The 17,509-nt window shown below is 75.3% G+C and carries 13 protein-coding genes; 7 read left to right on the plus strand and 6 right to left on the minus strand.

Going from position 1 to position 17,509, the window contains the following annotated elements; translation table 11 throughout:
* Window positions 1–149 precede the first annotated feature (149 nt).
* From GXP71_RS01115 to GXP71_RS01130, 4 genes are all read left to right on the plus strand, one after another.
* Window positions 150–911, plus strand: a complete 762-nt coding sequence (locus GXP71_RS01115) for an isoprenyl transferase (protein WP_162351151.1) — start codon at window positions 150–152, stop codon at window positions 909–911.
* A gap of 127 nt (window positions 912–1,038) precedes the next feature.
* Complete coding sequence (locus GXP71_RS01120) at window positions 1,039–2,001, plus strand: AraC family transcriptional regulator (protein ID WP_162351152.1); 963 nt, start codon at window positions 1,039–1,041, stop codon at window positions 1,999–2,001.
* Window positions 2,002–2,399: 398 nt separating this feature from the next.
* The gene (locus GXP71_RS01125) at window positions 2,400–3,788 is read left to right on the plus strand and encodes a PhoH family protein (protein WP_162351153.1); all 1,389 of its coding nucleotides are present in this window, start codon (window positions 2,400–2,402) and stop codon (window positions 3,786–3,788) included.
* A 224-nt stretch (window positions 3,789–4,012) separates the two neighbouring features.
* Window positions 4,013–4,249: a TM2 domain-containing protein gene (locus tag GXP71_RS01130; RefSeq protein WP_124343078.1), complete on the plus strand. Its 237-nt coding sequence runs from the start codon at window positions 4,013–4,015 to the stop codon at window positions 4,247–4,249.
* A gap of 92 nt (window positions 4,250–4,341) precedes the next feature.
* Here the strand turns inward: GXP71_RS01130 and GXP71_RS01135 are convergent, their stop codons facing one another.
* The 4 genes from GXP71_RS01135 to GXP71_RS01150 all read right to left on the minus strand — a co-directional run bounded on the left by GXP71_RS01135 (window position 4,342) and on the right by GXP71_RS01150 (window position 12,347).
* Window positions 4,342–5,064, minus strand: a complete 723-nt coding sequence (locus GXP71_RS01135; protein WP_162351154.1) for an ABC transporter ATP-binding protein — start codon at window positions 5,062–5,064, stop codon at window positions 4,342–4,344.
* A complete protein-coding gene (locus GXP71_RS01140) occupies window positions 5,061–6,050 on the minus strand; it encodes an ABC transporter ATP-binding protein (protein WP_238402777.1) in 990 nt (329 codons plus the stop codon). The genes GXP71_RS01135 and GXP71_RS01140 overlap by 4 nt, the downstream gene beginning before the upstream one ends.
* A gap of 100 nt (window positions 6,051–6,150) precedes the next feature.
* The gene (locus GXP71_RS01145; protein WP_162351155.1) at window positions 6,151–9,009 is read right to left on the minus strand and encodes an FtsX-like permease family protein; all 2,859 of its coding nucleotides are present in this window, start codon (window positions 9,007–9,009) and stop codon (window positions 6,151–6,153) included.
* Window positions 9,006–12,347: an FtsX-like permease family protein gene (locus GXP71_RS01150; protein ID WP_162351156.1), complete on the minus strand. Its 3,342-nt coding sequence runs from the start codon at window positions 12,345–12,347 to the stop codon at window positions 9,006–9,008. Before GXP71_RS01150 ends, GXP71_RS01145 begins: the two co-directional genes overlap by 4 nt.
* 207 nt (window positions 12,348–12,554) lie before the next feature.
* Between GXP71_RS01150 and GXP71_RS01155 the strand changes: the two genes are divergently transcribed.
* Together GXP71_RS01155 and GXP71_RS01160 are read left to right on the plus strand one after the other, a co-directional pair.
* The gene (locus GXP71_RS01155; protein ID WP_162351157.1) at window positions 12,555–13,178 is read left to right on the plus strand and encodes a PadR family transcriptional regulator; all 624 of its coding nucleotides are present in this window, start codon (window positions 12,555–12,557) and stop codon (window positions 13,176–13,178) included.
* Between the two features lie 81 nt (window positions 13,179–13,259).
* Window positions 13,260–14,912, plus strand: coding sequence for a DHA2 family efflux MFS transporter permease subunit (locus GXP71_RS01160; protein WP_162351158.1), 1,653 nt, complete (start codon window positions 13,260–13,262; stop codon window positions 14,910–14,912).
* Between the two features lie 123 nt (window positions 14,913–15,035).
* Here the strand turns inward: GXP71_RS01160 and GXP71_RS01165 are convergent, their stop codons facing one another.
* Together GXP71_RS01165 and GXP71_RS01170 are read right to left on the minus strand one after the other, a co-directional pair.
* Window positions 15,036–15,536 (minus strand): hypothetical protein, encoded by a 501-nt coding sequence (locus tag GXP71_RS01165; RefSeq protein ID WP_162351159.1) that lies wholly within the window; start codon window positions 15,534–15,536, stop codon window positions 15,036–15,038.
* A gap of 155 nt (window positions 15,537–15,691) precedes the next feature.
* Complete coding sequence (locus GXP71_RS01170) at window positions 15,692–17,119, minus strand: class II fumarate hydratase (RefSeq protein ID WP_162351160.1); 1,428 nt, start codon at window positions 17,117–17,119, stop codon at window positions 15,692–15,694.
* Window positions 17,120–17,172: 53 nt separating this feature from the next.
* Here GXP71_RS01170 and GXP71_RS01175 point away from each other — a divergent pair, with 53 nt between their 5' ends.
* Window positions 17,173–17,499 carry a DUF2087 domain-containing protein gene (locus tag GXP71_RS01175; protein ID WP_162351161.1) on the plus strand — a complete coding sequence of 109 codons (327 nt, stop codon included), beginning with the start codon at window positions 17,173–17,175 and terminating at the stop codon, window positions 17,497–17,499.
* Window positions 17,500–17,509: the final 10 nt, after the last annotated feature.

Raw genomic sequence — 17,509 nt, forward strand, 5'->3', positions numbered from 1 at the left:
CAACCTACGAGCCCGTAGGTTACGACACCGTAGGTAGCGCTGTCGACGCGCGTGGCATCGAGGCCGATCAACGGTGATCCGGCCCCTGCGGACACGACGGACGGGTACCGTGAGCGGGTTCCCGCCGTCGCCGCCAAGGAGAGGTCCGCGTGCGCCTGCCCCACCCGGTGTACTCGCTGTACGAGAAGCGACTCGCCGCCTCGCTGCCGCGCGACCGGGCTCCCCGCCACGTCGGTGTCATCCTCGACGGCAACCGCCGCTGGGCGCGCAGCATGGGCGAGTCCACGCGGCACGGCCACCAGGCGGGCGCCGCCAAGATCGCCGACCTGCTGGGGTGGAGCGAGGACGTCGGCGTCGAGGTCGTCACGCTCTGGATGCTGTCGACCGACAACCTCAACCGCCCGGCCGACGAGCTCGAGCCGCTGCTCGACATCATCGAGCACGCCGTCCGGGACCTCGCCGCCGCCGGACGCTGGCGCCTTCAGGCCGTCGGGTCGCTGGACCTGCTGCCCCCCAGCACCGCCGCCGCGCTGCGCGAGGCCGAGGCTGCGACCGCGCACGTCGCCGGCCTGCACGTCAACGTCGCCGTCGGCTACGGCGGCCGGCACGAGATCGCCGACGCCGTCCGCTCGTTCCTGCGGGAGCACGCGGAGGCCGGCACGAGCGTCGACGAGCTCGCCGAGCAGTTCGACGTCGAGCACATCGCCGAGCGCCTCTACACCAAGGGCCAGCCCGACCCCGACCTCGTGATCCGCACGTCGGGCGAGCAGCGGCTCGGCGGCTTCCTGCTGTGGCAGTCGGTGCACTCGGAGTTCTACTTCTGCGAGGCGTACTGGCCGGACTTCCGACGCGTCGACTTCCTGCGCGCGGTCCGGTCCTACGCCGCCCGGGAGCGCCGGCTCGGCCGCTGAGCCGATCCGCGCAGGCTGATGCCCCGGACAACTGTCCGGATGCAGGTTCCGGGCGCCTCGACGAGGATGAGGGGAGGTCCGGAGCAGGGGGCTGCGGGCCGCGGGCACGCAGCGGGGGGTGCCGTCCATGTCGGTCCATGTCTTGTCCGTCTCCACTCGTCAGCCGGACGTCGCGTACTCGGTCCTCAAGGACCTGTACTGCCCCCACCAGCGTCTGACGCTCGCCACGGCCTCGCCGACCTTCCTGTGCGACCTCCGGGCGACGAACGCCGGTGACCTCGGCGCGGACACCGTGCGCCTGTCGACCGGGGTGCAGTGCACGGTCGCGCCCGTCGACTACCTGCTCGTCACGACCGGCGTCGTGGGCACCGGGCGCTACGACGTGGGCGGCGACGAGGTCCGCATCGGCGCAGGGTCCGTGTTCCGGTTCCCCGACGACGCCCCGCTGACTGCCACGTGGGACGGCGTCGAGCTGCTGGTGATGCGGCTGTCGCGGTCGACGGTGGAGCGCGTCGCATCGGAGCGGCTGCCTCTCGACGCGCGCCCCGTGCGCTTCGGCGGTCTCGAACCCGTGTCCGGGCCCGCGGGCCGGGCGTGGGTCCGGCTCGCGCACTTCGTCGCCGCCCAGCTCGCCGACGACGCACCGAGCGCCGCGCACCCGATCGCCGCTGCCGCGCTCGCGGACCTGGTCGCCGCGGGCGCCCTCGCCACCTTCCCGAACACCACCCTCGACAGCGCTCTCGTGCGCGGGCCCGGGTACGCCGCGCCGTCGACCGTGCGCCGTGCGGTCGCGTTCATCGACGACCACGCCTCGCTGCCGATCACCGTCACGGACGTCGCGCACGCCGCCGGCGTCAGCGCACGCGCGATCCAGAGCGCGTTCCAGCGGCACCTCGGTGTGACGCCCATGGCGTACCTCCGTCGCGCGCGCCTCGAGGGCGCGCACCGCGACCTCCAGGCGGCCGACCCGACGGCCGGCGACACCGTCGCCGACGTGGCGCTGCGGTGGGGGTTCGTCAAGACCGACCGGTTCGCGGCGGCGTACCGGCAGGCCTTCGGCGTCCCGCCCAGCCGCACGCTGCGCGGCTGAGCGGCGTGCGGTTCGCGGGGGAGCGACTTCGTTATGCGGGTGGACGCGTGCGCCCGCCGGGGGCATCCGGACGTCGTGACGACACGCACGGCGGAGGCCACGCGCGGCACCGACCCGACCGCGCGGTGGCGCCCCGGTGAACGATGCGTGACACCGTCGCGTGTCGTGCGTCGCATGTCGGTGGGCGGGGTTAGTTTCCGCGTAGAGGACGGCGCCCGCCGTCCCCGGGAGGCCAGCCCATGGAGCATCCGCTCCGGGAGGAGGGTCGGTCCCGGCCCTCACGCACCGGGCCGGCCGCCCCCGTCCCGCCGCCGATCGTCGGCCCCCTCCGCCCGCGCGAGCGGGCTGCCGTCGTGAAGCGTCCGTCTCGGCGCACCTAGCGCCGGAGGGAGCCTGCCGTGGTCAGCAACGCACAGCACACCCCGGGCACGTCGCACGGAACCGAGGCCCCGGACACGTCCGGCCGCATCACCTACGTGCTCGACACCTCGGTGCTCCTGTCCGACCCGCGGGCGATCCTGCGCTTCGCCGAGCACGACGTCGTCCTCCCGGTGGTCGTCATCACCGAGCTCGAGGCCAAGCGGCACCACGCCGAGCTCGGCTACTTCGCCCGCAGCGCGCTGCGCATGCTCGACGACCTGCGCGTCAAGCACGGCCGGCTCGACCGCCCGCTGCCCATGACCGACCAGGGCGGCACGCTCTGCGTCGAGCTCAACCACACCGACCCGAGCGCCCTGCCCGCGGGCTTCCGGCTCGGCGACAACGACACCCGCATCCTGGCCGTCGCGGCGAACCTGGCGGCCGAGGGGCGCGACGTCACCGTCGTCTCGAAGGACCTGCCCATGCGGGTCAAGGCGTCCGCGGTCGGCCTGCGCGCCGAGGAGTACCGGGCCGAGCTCGCGGTCGACTCCGGCTGGACCGGGATGGACGCGCTCGACCTCACCGAGCAGCAGATGGCCGACCTCTGGGAGCACGAGTCGCTCGCGCTCGCGGACGTCGCCGACTACGACTCGTCGGGCCTCGTCACGGCGCCCCGCGACCTGCCCTGCCACACCGGGCTCGTCCTGCACAGCCCGCGCGGGTCGGCGCTCGGACGCGTCACCGCCGACAAGCACGTGCAGCTGGTCCGGGGCGACCAGGACGTCTTCGGGGTGCACGGCCGCAGCGCCGAGCAGCGCGTCGCGATCGACCTGCTGCTCGACGAGGAGGTCGGCATCGTCTCGCTCGGCGGCCGCGCCGGCACGGGCAAGTCTGCGCTCGCGCTGTGCGCCGGCCTGGAGGCCGTGCTCGAGCGACGCCAGCACCGCAAGGTCATGGTGTTCCGCCCTCTGTACGCCGTCGGCGGCCAGGAGCTCGGCTACCTGCCCGGCAGCGAGGCCGAGAAGATGAGCCCCTGGGCGCAGGCGGTCTTCGACACGCTCGGCGCGCTCGTGTCGAAGGAGGTCGTCGAGGAGGTCCTGGACCGCGACATCCTCGAGGTGCTGCCGCTCACGCACATCCGCGGGCGCTCGCTGCACGACGCGTTCGTCATCGTCGACGAGGCCCAGTCCCTCGAGCGCAACGTGCTGCTCACCGTGCTGTCGCGCATCGGCCAGTCGTCGCGCGTCGTCCTCACCCACGACGTCGCGCAGCGCGACAACCTGCGCGTCGGCCGGCACGACGGCATCGCCGCCGTGATCGAGGCGCTCAAGGGGCACCCGCTGTTCGCGCACGTCACGCTGACCCGGTCCGAGCGCTCGCCCGTCGCCGCGCTCGTCACGGAGCTGCTGGAGGGCATCGAGGTCTGAGCGAGATCCGAGCGAGGTCCGAGCGAGGTCCGCACGGGACGACGGCCGGCCGCAGCGGGTCCGCGGCCGGCCGTCGCGTGCACGCCGCTCCGCCGGACGGGCGACCTCGCGCGAAGTCACCTGGCGAAACGGCCACGCGTGGTGTCGGGACTCACTACTGTGCGCTCGACCGATGCGGCGCCGACAGCGTCGCCGGCGCCGTCCACCCCTCCAGGAGGCCCTCCATGACCGCTCCCGTCGCGACCGGCACCAGCCCGAAGCTGCTGCTCCCCACGGTCCTGCTCTGCTTCTTCCTCGGCACGCTCGGTGTGCACCGCTTCTTCGTCGGGAAGATCGGCACCGGCGTCCTCATGCTCGTGACCCTCGGCGGCCTCGGCATCTGGACGCTCATCGACCTCGTGATCCTCATCATCGGCAAGTTCACCGACAAGGAGGGCCGCGTCCTCACGCAGTGGACGTGACCCCCTGACGACGGACGACGGCCCCCGACCGCGCTGGTCGGGGGCCGTCGTGCTGCCCGGGCCTGCCGCGGGCCGGGTGCAGGCTGGCGGGGTCAGCCCTCGACGAGGCGCCCGTCGGCGATCCGCAGCACGCGGTCGGCCAGCGACATCATGAGCGGGTCGTGGGTCGAGACGATCGCCGTCATGCCCTCGGCCTCGACGACGGCCCGCAGCAGCGCCATCACGGCCGTGCCGGTCTCGGTGTCGAGCTGTCCCGTCGGCTCGTCGGCGACCAGCAGACGCGGCGAGTTCGCGAGCGCGCGTGCGATCGCGACGCGCTGCTGCTGACCGCCCGACATCTCGCCGGGCCGCTGCTGCGCGTGCGAGCCCAGCCCGACGAGGTCGAGCAGCAGCTCGACGCGCGCCTCGCGGTCCGCGGTCGGCAGCTTGCGCAGCCGCAGCGGCACGCCGACGTTCTCCGCCGCCGACAGCACGGGTACGAGCCCGAACGTCTGGAAGACGAACGACACGACGTCGCGCCGCAGCTCGACGAGGCCCCGCTCGTCGAGCGACGACACCTCGCGCCCGTCGACGACCACGCGGCCCTCGTCGGGCTTGTCGAGGCCGCCGATGATGTTGAGCAGCGTGGTCTTGCCCGAGCCGGAGCGTCCGACGAGCGCGACGAGCTCGCCCGGCGCGATCGTGAACGACACGTCCTGGAGCGCGTGCACCGCGGCGCTCCCCGTGCCGTACGTGCGGCCGACGTGCTCGACGCTGACGAGCGGGACACCGGCCGGCGCGGCCCCGCCCCGGAGGGCCTCGGTCGTGGTGGTCACTGCTGCTCCTCGTGGGCGGGGACGGCGCGGTGGCGACCGGTGCGCGTCGGGGGCTCCTGCGGGCGGTCCTGCGGCAGGCGGTCGGGCCACACGCTCACGTGCGACGACTCCAGCGCGAGCCGGACCTTGCCGACCAGGTCGAGCGCCTCGCGGTACTCGCGCGGGAGCTGGACGCGGCCCGCGCGGTCGAGGACCGCGAACTCCTCGGCGACGACGTGCTCGGTGCCGTCGTCGGCGGTGTGCGTACGCCGCACGACCTCGGAGCTGGTCCGGCCGTCGCGGATCGCGACCGTGCGCTGCACGTGCTCGCTGACGCTCGAGTCGTGCGTGACGACGACGACCGTCGTGCCGAGCTCGCGGTTCACGGTCCGCAGCCCTTCGAGGACGTCGTGCGACGTGGCCGTGTCGAGCTCGCCGGTCGGCTCGTCGGCGAACAGCACCTGAGGGCTGTTGGCGAGCGCGACCGCGATCGCGACGCGCTGCTGCTCGCCGCCCGACATCTGCGACGGGCGGCGGTCGGCGCAGTAGCCGACGCCGAGCACGTCGAGGAGCTCCGCCGCCCGCGCGCGCCGCACCCGGCGCGCCGCACCCGCCAGGGCGAGGGGGAACTCGACGTTCTCCGCCGCGGTGAGGTACGGGACGATGTTGCGTGCCGTCTGCTGCCAGACGAACCCGACCATCGACCGCCGGTACGCGACGCGCTGCTTCGTCGACATCGACATGAGGTCCCACGGGCCGACGCGTACCCGGCCGGCCGTCGGGACGTCGAGGCCCGACAGGACGGACAGCAGCGTCGACTTGCCCGAGCCCGAGGCGCCGACGATCGCGACGAGCTCACCCTGCTCGACGAGCAGGTCGAGCCCTTGGAGCGCCTGCACCTCGACACCCTCGGACTGGTAGATGCGGACCAGGGAGTCGCACACGATGAGCGCGTCCTCCCCGAACGCGCCGGTCCGCTGCCGGGCGCGCTCCTCCAGCGTGCCCAGCGTCGGCGCGAGTGCCGTCGGCGTGGCGTTCACGAGGACCTCCGAGGGGGACGGGGCAGGAGCGGGACGGGCGGGGCGGCCGGGGGCCGCGGTGGGGCGGTCATCGTTCACCGACCCGCAGCACCTCGCCGAGCCGGTCGCGACGGCGCACGGCCGACTCGACGAGCACGGCGGCGACCAGGCTCACGCCGATGACGGCGGCGGCACCCGCGACGGGCACCCACGTGAGCCGGAGCTCGGCGGTGCCGGGCGCGCCGGTCAGCAGGTCGAGCCCGAGCGCGTCGGTCAGCGCCCACGGCACGACGACACCGATCGCGGTGCCGGCGACGACCGCGACCACGGCCAGCGGGGCGAGCTCGCCGAGCGTGAGGGCGCGGGCCGTGCGGGCGTCGAGACCCTGCGTGCGCAGCGCCGAGAGCGTGCGACCCCGCTCGCGGGACGTCGCGACGACGGTGAGCGCGAGGGCCACCGCGGCGTACATCGCGAGGACGGCCGCGGACCCGAGCAGCAGGATCGTGAGTCCGGCACCGACCGGCGACGAGCGGGCCGACTCCAGCCACTCCTCGCGCACGGTCACCTTGACGCCGGCCTTGTCCTCCAGCCCGGCGTCCCGGACGGCGGCGGCCGCTCCTGGTCCCTGCACCCACACGGTCTGGAGCGGGACGGCGGAGCCGACGACCTGCTGGTAGCGCGCGCGGTCGACCACGAACGCGGGGTCCGTGCCACCTGCCTGCAGCTCCGCGAGGGCCTCGTCGTCGAGCGGCATGACACGCGGCACGTCGTCGACGGTGCCCTGGACGTCGATCGGCACGAAGCCGTCGGCCGCCATGAACTCGGGCTCGAGGATCTGCGCGGTCCGGAGCAGGTCCGGCGTCAGCAGCGCCGGGAGGCCCGCGGTGGAGGGGTCGGCGAGCCGCGCCCATCCGTCGGACGGCTCACCGCGCGCCTCGAGCACGCGGGCCATGTCGACCGCGTCGACCATGAGCACGCGCGCCTTGACGCCGCTCGACTGCCCGAAGGACCGTCCGATCCGCTCGGACGCCGACGCGACGGCATCGACGCCGGGGGCCGTGCGCAGCAGGTCGACCTCCTCGGTCGAGACGGAGCCGTCGAGCCGGACGGTCGCGCCGACGACGACGTCGGCGGCGGTCAGCTGTCCCGCACGGACCGTGACGGCGGTCGTCCCGCTGAACACGACGAGGGCGACGGCCGTCGTGAGCGTGAGGATCGGCACGAGCGTGCCGGTCGCGCGCGCGGCGCGGGCGGTCGCGACGACGCCGACCAGCCCGCGCCGCCGGGTCGCGGCGCGCGACAGCCCGCGGAGCACGGGCGGCAGGACGCGTGCGGCCAGCACGGTCGCGGCGGCTGCGAGCAGGGCCGGGGCCGCGGCGAGCAGCAGGTCGACGTCACCCGTGCTGGACGGGACGAGCCCGCGACCGCGCACCGAGACGACCGCGGCGGCGGCGATCGCCGCGAGCGCGAGCTCCGCGGTCACGCGCCGGGCGCCCCGCCGGCGGGCGATCCGCTCGCGGTCGCTGCGGTTGGCGGGCTGGCGTGCGCCGGTCCACGCACGCCGGACGACGAGCGCCGACGCCACGGCCGGGGCCACCATCGCGACGACCGCGACCAAGCCGGCCACGAGCCAGCCGCCCTCGGTGCCCGGCACCAGGAGCACGGCCACGAGGGCGCCGGTCGCGGCGGCGACCAGGCCGACCGGGACGCTCTCGGCGAGCGCGCGCACGACGACCGACGCGACGGACGCACCGCGGGCGCGCTCGGCGAGCAGCAGACCCTCGCGCCGCCCGACGAGGAGCCGCGCGGCGAGCACGAGCGCGAGCGCGCCGACGGTCGCGAGACCCACGAGCAGCACCGAGGCCTGCGCGCGGGCGGCGGTGAGCCGGTCGACGGCGTCGTCGAGCACGGCCGGCAGGTCGGTCTCGATGCCGGGCTGCCCGTCGGGCGTCGCATACGTGCCGGGCGTGGCGAGCAGGACCGAGAGGTCGCGCGCGACGGTCGCGGCGCCCCGCTCGGAGAACGCCTCGGGCTCGGCGGGCAGCCGCACGAGCCGCGAGATCGCGGTGACCTGCAGCGCCGCCATCGCGTCGGCCAGCGACTCGTCGGACAGGAGGTAGGCGACGCGGTTCTCGGCCTTGCTGCCCGTCGCGGCCGGGAACGGTGCGAGCAGGTCGTCGTAGGTCTGCCACTGCGCCGCCGTCGGGTCGATCGGCTCGAAGAACCCGGTGACGTGCGCGACGACGCGGCCCGGGGCAGGCAGCGTCAGGGGGAAGCGGGTGCCGACGTCGATGCCGAGCTCCTCGGCCGTCCGCGCGGCGAGGCCGACCTGGATCTCGCGCTCGGGCGCCGGCTTGTCGGTGATCGCGGGTCCCGCGGTGCCGGTGTCCTCGGCCGGAGCGGCCCAGACCGACGCCGCCGGCGCGGCGCCCTCGACCCAGCGGACGAGCGGGGCACCCACCTCGTTGCTGCCGACGTGCACGAGCCGCATGACCTGGCCGACGCCCGCGACGCGCGCCGTCCGCGTGATCGTCTCGACGCCGGTGACGGGCGCCGCCGTGACCGCGCGGATCGTCCGGGGCGTCTCCCCCCAGACCACCGACGCGGAGTTGGCGAGGAGCGTCGCCTCGTCCGGGTCGGGTTCGCGCGCGCCGATGTCGTCCCGGTTCGGCAGCCGGATCGCGACGTCGGCATCCGCGCCGGCCTCGGCGACGACGCCCCGCACGGTCGCGTCGGCGGTGCGCGCCTGCAGGCGGGGGAGCGCGACGGACAGCAGCACGGTGACGGCGAGCAGCACCGCCGCGAGCGTGAGCAGCCCGGCGTCGTCCCGGCTGCGCCGCCGGCTGACGAGCGGTGCGAGCGCGGTCGCGGCGCGCAGGGCACCGCCCCGCTGCTCGGGAGCGGGTGCCGCGGCGGGCGTGCCGGGCCGCGTGGTGGTGGTCGTCATCGTTCGTCCCCCAGCCGGAGCAGCGTGCCGGAGGCCCGGCGCACCAGGGCGTTCGTCGTGGTGGCGACCGCGAGCGCGACCAGCGCGACGAGGACCGCCACGAGCACGGCCTGCGCGGGCCACTCCCACTGGACGAGCGGGCGCGGCACCGGCCGGCGGCCCTGGCCGGACACGGTGAGCAGCGGCCCGACGACGCCCGCGAGCAGCCCGCCGATCGCGAGCCCGGCGGTCACGCCGAGGACGCCGATGATCCCGTGCTCGACGAGCACGGCGCGGACGATGCCGCCGCGCGGCGCGCCCAGCGCCTGCAGCCGCGCGAGCTCGAGCCGTCGGGTGCGGACGGACACGGTGGCGCTCATCGCGAACCCGGCGAACGCGAGCGCGAGCGCCGCGACCGTCACGACCCACAGCGCCGCCTGGACGCCCACCCGCAGCGGGCCGCCGGTCGCGACCGCGCGTGCCTCGACGCGCGTGGTGGGCTCGCCGAGCTCGGTCCGCACGATCTCGCCGGCGACGCCGGCGACGCGGTCGTCCGGGACGCCGAGCCACCACTCGTCGAGCATCGGGTCGGCCCACCCCCACAGGAGCGTGGCCCGCGAGAGGACGTCACGGTCGACCAGCAGCGCGGACCCGCGCGGGTGCCCGGGGAGGTACGGCACGATCCGTTCGACCTCGACCGCCAGTGCGCGGCCGTCCCCGAGGTCGAGCGCGACCTCGTCGCCGACCTCGGCCGTCGTGGCGGTCGCGAGCGTGTCCGTGATGACCGCCGGCACGGCCTCGGGCGCCTCGAAGGTCGCGCCCGCGAAGGTCAGACCGCCCGCGCGCAGGAGCTCGGGGATCATGCTGACGCCGAGGCGCAGACTCCCGTCGACGACCGCGACGCCGGGCGGCTCCGGGAAGCCGAGCACGGGGGGCCGGGCGCTCCACGCGGCGCCGTCGAGCGCGACGGCCGTGACGGCGCCGGTCGCGCTGCCGTCCGCGCCGGGCGCGACGACGCGGAGGTCGGAGAGCGAGACCGACATCGCGGACGCCTCGCCGCGGACCCGGCTCGCGCGGTCCTCGGGTGCGTCCTCGTCCTGCCCGGACTCGAGGTCGACGACGAGACCGACGAGCGACAGCCCGTCGACGGCCTCGGGCAGCTCGACACGGAGGTCGTCGACGTCCTCGCCGAGGTGCGGTGCGACGGGCACGACGAGCGGGGTGCGGACCCCGAGGGCGTCCTGCACGACGAGCGTGACGGAGGCGACGACGTCGGCCGACGGCTTGGCGTCGGTGCCGAGGTCGACGAGGATCGCGCGGACCTGGCCGGGCAGCTCGACCCCGGTGGCCGGCTCGTCGGGGACCAGCCGCGCGGTGACCTCCGCCCAGCCGCCGTCGATGCGACCGTGCAGGAGCGCGTCCGCGTGCGTCGTGTCGACCGCGAGCAGCTGAGCCCAGGGCCGGCGCGCGTCGCTGAGCGTGTCGATCGAACCGCCGACGGCGACCTGGCGGTCGGTGACGGCGCTGACGGCGGTCGTGCCCTCGAGCGCGGAGACCCGCGTCGTCTGCTCGAGCGGAGCACCGGGCAGCCGGTCGAGGCGCAGGTCGGTCCCGGTCGCGAGGTCCGCCTGCTCCTGCTGCGAGGTCCGCCACGTGCCGAGGAAGGCCTGCGCGAACGAGGCGACCGCGACGGCGAGCGTGAGCAGCAGCACGGCACCGGACGCGCGTGCGGGACGCCGGCCGACCTCCCACGCGCCGAGCGGTACGACCAGCGAGCGGCTGCGCGACGCGACGCGCTCGCCGAGACCGGCGACGAGCGGCAGCAGCCGCAGCGTGAGCACGGCGCCGGCGAGCAGCAGCAGCGCGGGCGCGGTGACGAGCACGGGGTCGATCCGGGCGGGGCCGGTGCCGGCGAGCACCGGGGACCGGTAGCCCTGGAGCTGCCAGATCCCGAGGCCGGCCAGCACGAGGATCGCGAGGTCCGCGCCCGAGCGCGCGAGGGCACCGCGACGGTCCTGCCGGACGAGCTGCTGCTCGGCCTCGACGACGCTGCCGCGCCGCCGCAGCAGCGGCAGGAGGAGCACGCCGGCGAGCAGGAGCGCGGCGACCGCGCAGGTCAGCCACAGGGAGACGGGCGTTCCGGGGTCCTGGTGCAGGCCGGCGGCGCGCAGCACGTCGAGGCGCGTGATCGCGTCGTACGTGAGGCGCGCGAGCCACGGCGCGGCGAGCGCGGTGACGGCGGCGACGCCCGCGGCCTCGATCGTGGCGAGGCGCAGGATCTGGCCGGCGGTGGCGCCGCGCGAGGCCATGAGCGTCTGCTCGGCCGCCCGACGCTCGGCGAGCAGGCGTGCCGCGAGCAGCAGGACGGTCACCGCGAGGACGACGAGGAGCAGGCCGACGACGACGAGCGTGATCCGTGTGACCGCGAGCCCGGCGACGGCCTCGTCGATCGTCATGGGCAGGAAGGTCGCGAGCCGTGCACCGGTGGAGACGGGCGAGGCGGCCGCGCTGAGGGTGGCCTGCCCGTCGGTGAGCGCGGTGCGCAGCGCGTCGACGTCGGCCGTCGGGGCGTCGGCGAGGTGCGGCGCGGCGACGACGCGCACGCTCGCGACCTGCACCGGCCCGGCGGCGAGCGCCTCGGGGACCGTGACGAGCGGCCCGTAGAGCGGGGCCGTGTTGAAGCCGAAGGTGCCCGGGATCGGCCACGCCGGGTGGAACTGCGCGCCGTCGAGCAGGTCGCGCGTCCACAGCGCACCGGGTCCGTCGAGCTCGTGCACGCCGACGACGACCATCGGCAGGTCCTGACGCGTCTCGGAGCTGCGCCCCGGCAGGACCGTGCCGACGGTCCAGCCGAGCGCGTCGGCCGCGGTGCGCGGGACGGCGACGGGCACGCGTCCTTCGGCGTCGACGGCGACGTCGGGCCACGTGCCGGCGAGCAGCGTCGCGTGCTCGGGGATCGTCGGCTCGGAGGCGAGGTACGCCATCGGCAGGCCGATCCGGTTGCCCGTGCCGACGTGGTAGAGCGCGGACGTGAGCCACCGCTCCCGGTCGGCGTCGACGCCGCCCAGCAGGTCGTCGAGGTAGTCCTCGGCGACGGGGAGCGCCTCGGCCGGGGTCTCGCGGCCGAGCGTGAGCACGACGTCGACGTCGGTGTCCGTCGTCGACGCCCTGCCGAGCGCCTCGCCGAGCGCCCGCGTCTCGCTCGTGTGCAGCAGCAGCGCGAACGTGCCGAGCAGCGTCGCACCCACGAGCGCGACGGCGAGCACGGCGGCGAGCAGCGTGCTCTGCGCGGCGGCGCGGTGCCGCAGCACGCGCAGCGTCCAGCCCAATCGAGCCTCCGGGGACCTCGTCGTCAGCACGCGCCGACGGGGCGACGGGCGCGGGATGCGTCGATGCTAGGCAGGCGGTCGAACGGTGTGGGAGCGATTCCGCAAGTCCGAGACCGACCTGTGACCTTGCGCAACCGAGCGGGTGAAGAGTCGGCCGTCCCTGTCGGGGGATCGCGACGAGGGGTCGTCGCTTGTATATTCCGCCTGGAATAGTTCGACCGGAGGAAGGAGAGGCGCGTGCCCGAGCTGTCCGCCGTCGCCGTCCTCGTCCTCGGCCTCCTGCGCGAGCATCCGCGTCACCCCTACGACGTGTTCCAGACGCTCGTCGAGCGCCGCGACACCCGGCACGTGCGCGTCAACCCCGGCGCCGTCTACCACGCGGTCGAGCGGCTGGCCCGCGACGGCCTGGTCGAGGCGCTCGGCACCGAGCGCAGCGGCAACCGTCCCGAGCGCACCACCTACCGGCTCACCGACGCCGGCCGCACCGCGTACGAGCGGCGGCTCGCGAGCTTCCTCGGGGACGACCACCCGGTCCACCCCGTCTTCTCCGTCGGCCTCGCCGAGGCCGTCGACCTGCCGCGCGACGTCGTCCGCGACGCGCTCGTCCGGCGCCGCGAGCGCGAGGCCGAGCGCCTCGCCGAGCTCGAGTCCGCCTACACCCGCGTGCGTGCGCAGGGCCTGCCGCGCCGCCACCTGCTCGACGTCGAGCACGACGTCGCGCACCTGCGCCACGAGGTCGAGTGGCTCGACCGCACCGTCGCCGAGCTCGACGACGACACCCTGGGCTGGGACGACCCGTTCCCCGCCGCCTTCCTCGAGGCCCGGCACGGCCGCCCCGCGGCGACCGCCACCAGCCACTGATCCCGCGGGTCGCACCCGGCACGCCACGCCCGCGACCCGCGCCGCACCCGCACCCCGCACCGACCGTCCCCCGGAGGACCCATGACCACCGAGCAGCCCCGCGCGCTCGTCGACCTGCACGGGCGCAGCCCGTGGAGCGTGCTCCCGCCGCTGTGCCTCGGCTTCTTCATGATCATGATCGACACCACGATCGTGAACATCGCCGTCCCCACCCTCGTCACCGAGCTCGACGCGTCGTTCACCGAGGTCGGCTGGGTCAACAGCGCGTACCTGCTGACGTTCGCGGTCCTGCTGCTCGTCACGGGACGCCTGGGTGACCGGTTCGGCCCCAAGCCCGTCTTCGTCGTCGGTCTCGTCGTGTTCACGCTCGCGTCGCTGTGGTGCGGCCTGTCCGGCTCGATCGGGATGCTCATCGCCGCCCGGGCCGTGCAGGGCGTCGGCGGTGCGCTCATGACCCCGCAGACGATGTCGATGATCACGCGCGTCTTCCCGCCCGCGCGTCGCGGTGCCGCGATGGGTGTCTGGGGCGCCGTCGCGGGTGTCGCGACGATCACCGGCCCGGTGCTCGGCGGCCTGCTCGTCGAGACCGTCGGCTGGGAGTGGATCTTCTACGTCAACGTGCCCGTCGGTGTCGTCGCGCTGTGGCTTGCGCTGCGGCGCCTGCCCGCGCTGCCCACGCACGCGCGCACGTTCGACGGGCTCGGCGTCGTGCTGTCCGTGCTCGGCATGTTCCTCGTCGTCTTCGGCCTGCAGGAGGGCGACACCTACGACTGGGGGACCGTCGTCGGGCCCGTCACGATCTGGGAGATCGTCGGCCTGGGCGTGATCGTCCTCGTCGCGTTCGTGCTGTGGCAGCGGCACCTGGGCGACGACGCGCTCATGCCGCTGCGCCTGTTCCACGTGCGCAACTTCTCGCTGTCCAACGTCGCCGGGTTCGCCGTGACGTTCGCGATGACCGGCATCTTCTTCCCGTTCACGATCTTCGCCCAGCTGGTCCTCGGCCTGTCGCCGCTCCACGCGGCGCTCATCGGCCTCGGCGGTTCGTTGCTGTCGGGCGTCGTCGCGCCCGTCGCCGGCCGGATGTCGGACCGCGTCCCGGCGAAGTGGATCGTCGCGACGGGCTTCGCGATCCTCGTGGTCGTCGTCGCGTGGCTCGCGGCCGTCATCCGCCCCGAGGTGCCCGTCTGGCAGCTCGTCCTGCCCATGACGGTGTTCGGCATCGGCACCGGCATGCTCTTCTCGCCGCTGGCCGCGACCGCGACGGCGGGCCTCGACCAGCGCAACGCGGGCGCCGGCGCGGGCGCGTTCAACACGAACCGCCAGATCGGCGGCGTCATCGGGTCGGCGGCCGTCGTCGCGATGCTGTCGTCGCGGCTCGGCATCGCGATCCCCGCGGCCGCGCAGGACGAGGCTGCGGCGCTGCCCGAGCAGGCGCGGCAGGCGTTCCTCGACGGCTTCTCGCGCGTCGACCCGGACCAGTTCTCGACGGGCGCGGGCGCCGCAGCCGCTCCGCAGCTGCCGGACTCGGTCCCGGCGGACCTCGCGCGGCAGATCACCGACGCGGCGACGCAGGCCGTGCACGCAGGCTTCTCGACGGCCGTCGCGCAGACGCTCCTGCTCACGGTCGGCGTCCTCGCGCTCGGCCTCGTCGCGTGCCTCGCGATGCACGCCGTCCGCCCCGCGCAGCACGGCGCGCCGCAGCCCGCCGCCGAGCCGGCGCGCGCAGAGGCCTGACGGACCGGCGCCCCGGCGCGCCGACGGCTGACGGGTCGGCGCACCGGCGCGCCGACGGCCGACGGGTCGGCGCACCGGCGCGACACCCGCTGACGGGTCGCCGCCCCGCGCGACGACGGCGGTTCAGCGGTCCGCGGTGGACCACCGGTGGCACGGCATGCCGCCGTGCCCGCCGCCGCGGACCGCGACCGTCCGCTCGTCCTGGGCGTACGTCGTGAGCGTGTCCTCGTCCTGCAGCACCGCCGTCACCGTGGCGTGCCCGCGCGTGAACGCCGCCGTCCCCTCGGGCGCGCTCACCGGGAGGACGGCGCTCTCGACGTGAGGGCGTCCGTCGCACCGCACCGGCAGGCCGGCCCACGCGAACGCGTCGCCCTGCGTGGCGCTGACGAACCCCTCCCACCGGACGGCGTCCCCGCTCGCGGGGCTGCACACGACGCGCACGCGCACGGCGAGGCTGGCCCCGCCGTCGACGAGGTGCGCCATCGGCATGACCTGGACGTCGGCGACCGGGCCGGGCGGGCCGGGTGGGGCGGTGGGTGCGGCGGCGCTCGCCGCGGGTGCCGCGAGGCCGCCGGCGGCGGCGAGGAGCAGGATCGTGATCGGGGCCTTCGCGGTGCGGAGCATCGTCGTCTCCTCTCGTGCCCTTCTCGTCACGGTAGGACCGTGGGGAGGGCGTGCACGAGGGACGTTCGACCCCACCACCACCGCCGCGTCGCCGCGGTGGACGCCGGCCGCCGGACGTCGGCGCGGCCGGCTGCGTGGACCGGCCGCGCGCGGGGTCAGGCCTGCGGCGGGCGCGTCATGCTCAGGACGTCGAGGGCCGCGTCGAGCTGCTCCTCGGTGACCTCGCCGCGCTCGACGTAGCCGAGGTCGACGACGGCCTGCCGGACGGTGATGCCCTGCTTCACGGCGTGCTTCGCGATCTTCGCGGCGGCCTCGTACCCGATGACGCGGTTGAGGGGCGTGACGATCGACGGCGACGACTCGGCGAACGCGCGGGCGCGCTCCTCGTTCGCCTCGAGGCCGGCGATCGTCTTGTCGGCCAGCACGCGGCTCGCGTTGGCGAGCAGGCGGATCGACTCGAGCACCGCGGACGCGATGACGGGGATCTGCACGTTGAGCTCGAACGAGCCGGACGCGCCGGCCCACGCGACGGTCGCGTCGTTGCCGACGACGCGCGCGGCGACCATGAGCACGGCCTCCGGGACCACCGGGTTGACCTTGCCGGGCATGATCGACGACCCGGGCTGCAGGTCGGGGACGAACAGCTCGCCCAGGCCCGTGTTCGGGCCCGAGCCCATCCAGCGCAGGTCGTTGCAGATCTTGGTGAGGCTCACGGCGATCGTGCGCAGCGCGCCCGACAGCTCGACGAGGCCGTCGCGCGACGACTGCGCCTCGAAGTGGTCGCGCGCCTCGGTCAGCGGCAGCCCGGTGTCCTCGCGCAGCAGCGCGATGACGCGCTGCGGGAAGCCGGCCGGGGTGTTGATGCCCGTGCCGACGGCCGTGCCGCCGAGCGGGACCTCCGCGGCGCGGGGGAGGGCGGCCTGCAGCCGCTCGACGCCGTACCGGACGGCGGCGGCATACCCGCCGAACTCCTGGCCCAGCGTCACCGGGGTCGCGTCCATGAGGTGCGTGCGCCCCGACTTCACGACGGTGGCCCACGCGTCGGCCTTGTCCTGCAGCGCCGAGGCGAGGTGCTCCAGCGCGGGGACCAGGTCGCGCACGACGCCCGCGGTCGCCGCGACGTGGACCGACGTCGGGAAGACGTCGTTCGACGACTGCGACGCGTTGACGTGGTCGTTCGGGTGCACGTCCGCGCCGAGGCCGCGCGTGGCGAGGGTCGCGAGGACCTCGTTCGTGTTCATGTTCGACGAGGTGCCGGAGCCCGTCTGGTAGACGTCCACCGGGAAGTGCGCGTCGTGCGCACCCGACGCGACCTCGTCGGCGGCGGCGACGATCGCGTCGGCCACGTCCTGGGGCAGCACGCCGAGCTCGGCGTTCGCCCGCGCGGCGGCCTTCTTGATCCGGGCGAGCGCCTCGATGTGGCCGCGCTCCAGGGTGCTGCCGGAGATCGGGAAGTTCTCCACGGCCCGCTGCGTCTGCGCGCGGTAGAGCGCGGCCGCGGGGACCCGGACCTCGCCCATCGTGTCGTGCTCGATCCGGAACTCGGGCGACGACGTCGTGCCCGTGACAGGTGCGGAAGTCATGCGGTCCATCCTGCCGCACGGCGCCGGGGCGTCGGACGCGTGACGATGGCCACATGACGTCGCCGACACCCGCCTGCGGGGCGGAGAGGTTCCTCGAGCACGGCCGTCTGGTGCGCACGCCGCGGCGCCTCGACGACCGCATGCTCGTCCTCGAGCACCTGGCCGCATCGCTGCTGGCACCGGGCGAGGCCGCCCCCGAGGCGGCCCTGACCGCGCGGCTCGCCGAGGTGTCCGACGATCCCGTCCGCCTGCGTCGCGACCTCGTCGAGGCCGGTCTGGTGGGTCAGCGGGAGGACGGCGGGCTCTACTGGCGCGAACGCCTCACGGTCCACGACGAGGAGCCGGGCGCGCGCCCCGGCCCGGAGGACTCCTGGCTCTGACGGGCGGCTC

It is taken from the genome of Cellulomonas sp. H30R-01, from assembly GCF_010119915.1.
In the GTDB taxonomy this organism is placed as follows: domain Bacteria; phylum Actinomycetota; class Actinomycetes; order Actinomycetales; family Cellulomonadaceae; genus Cellulomonas; species Cellulomonas algicola.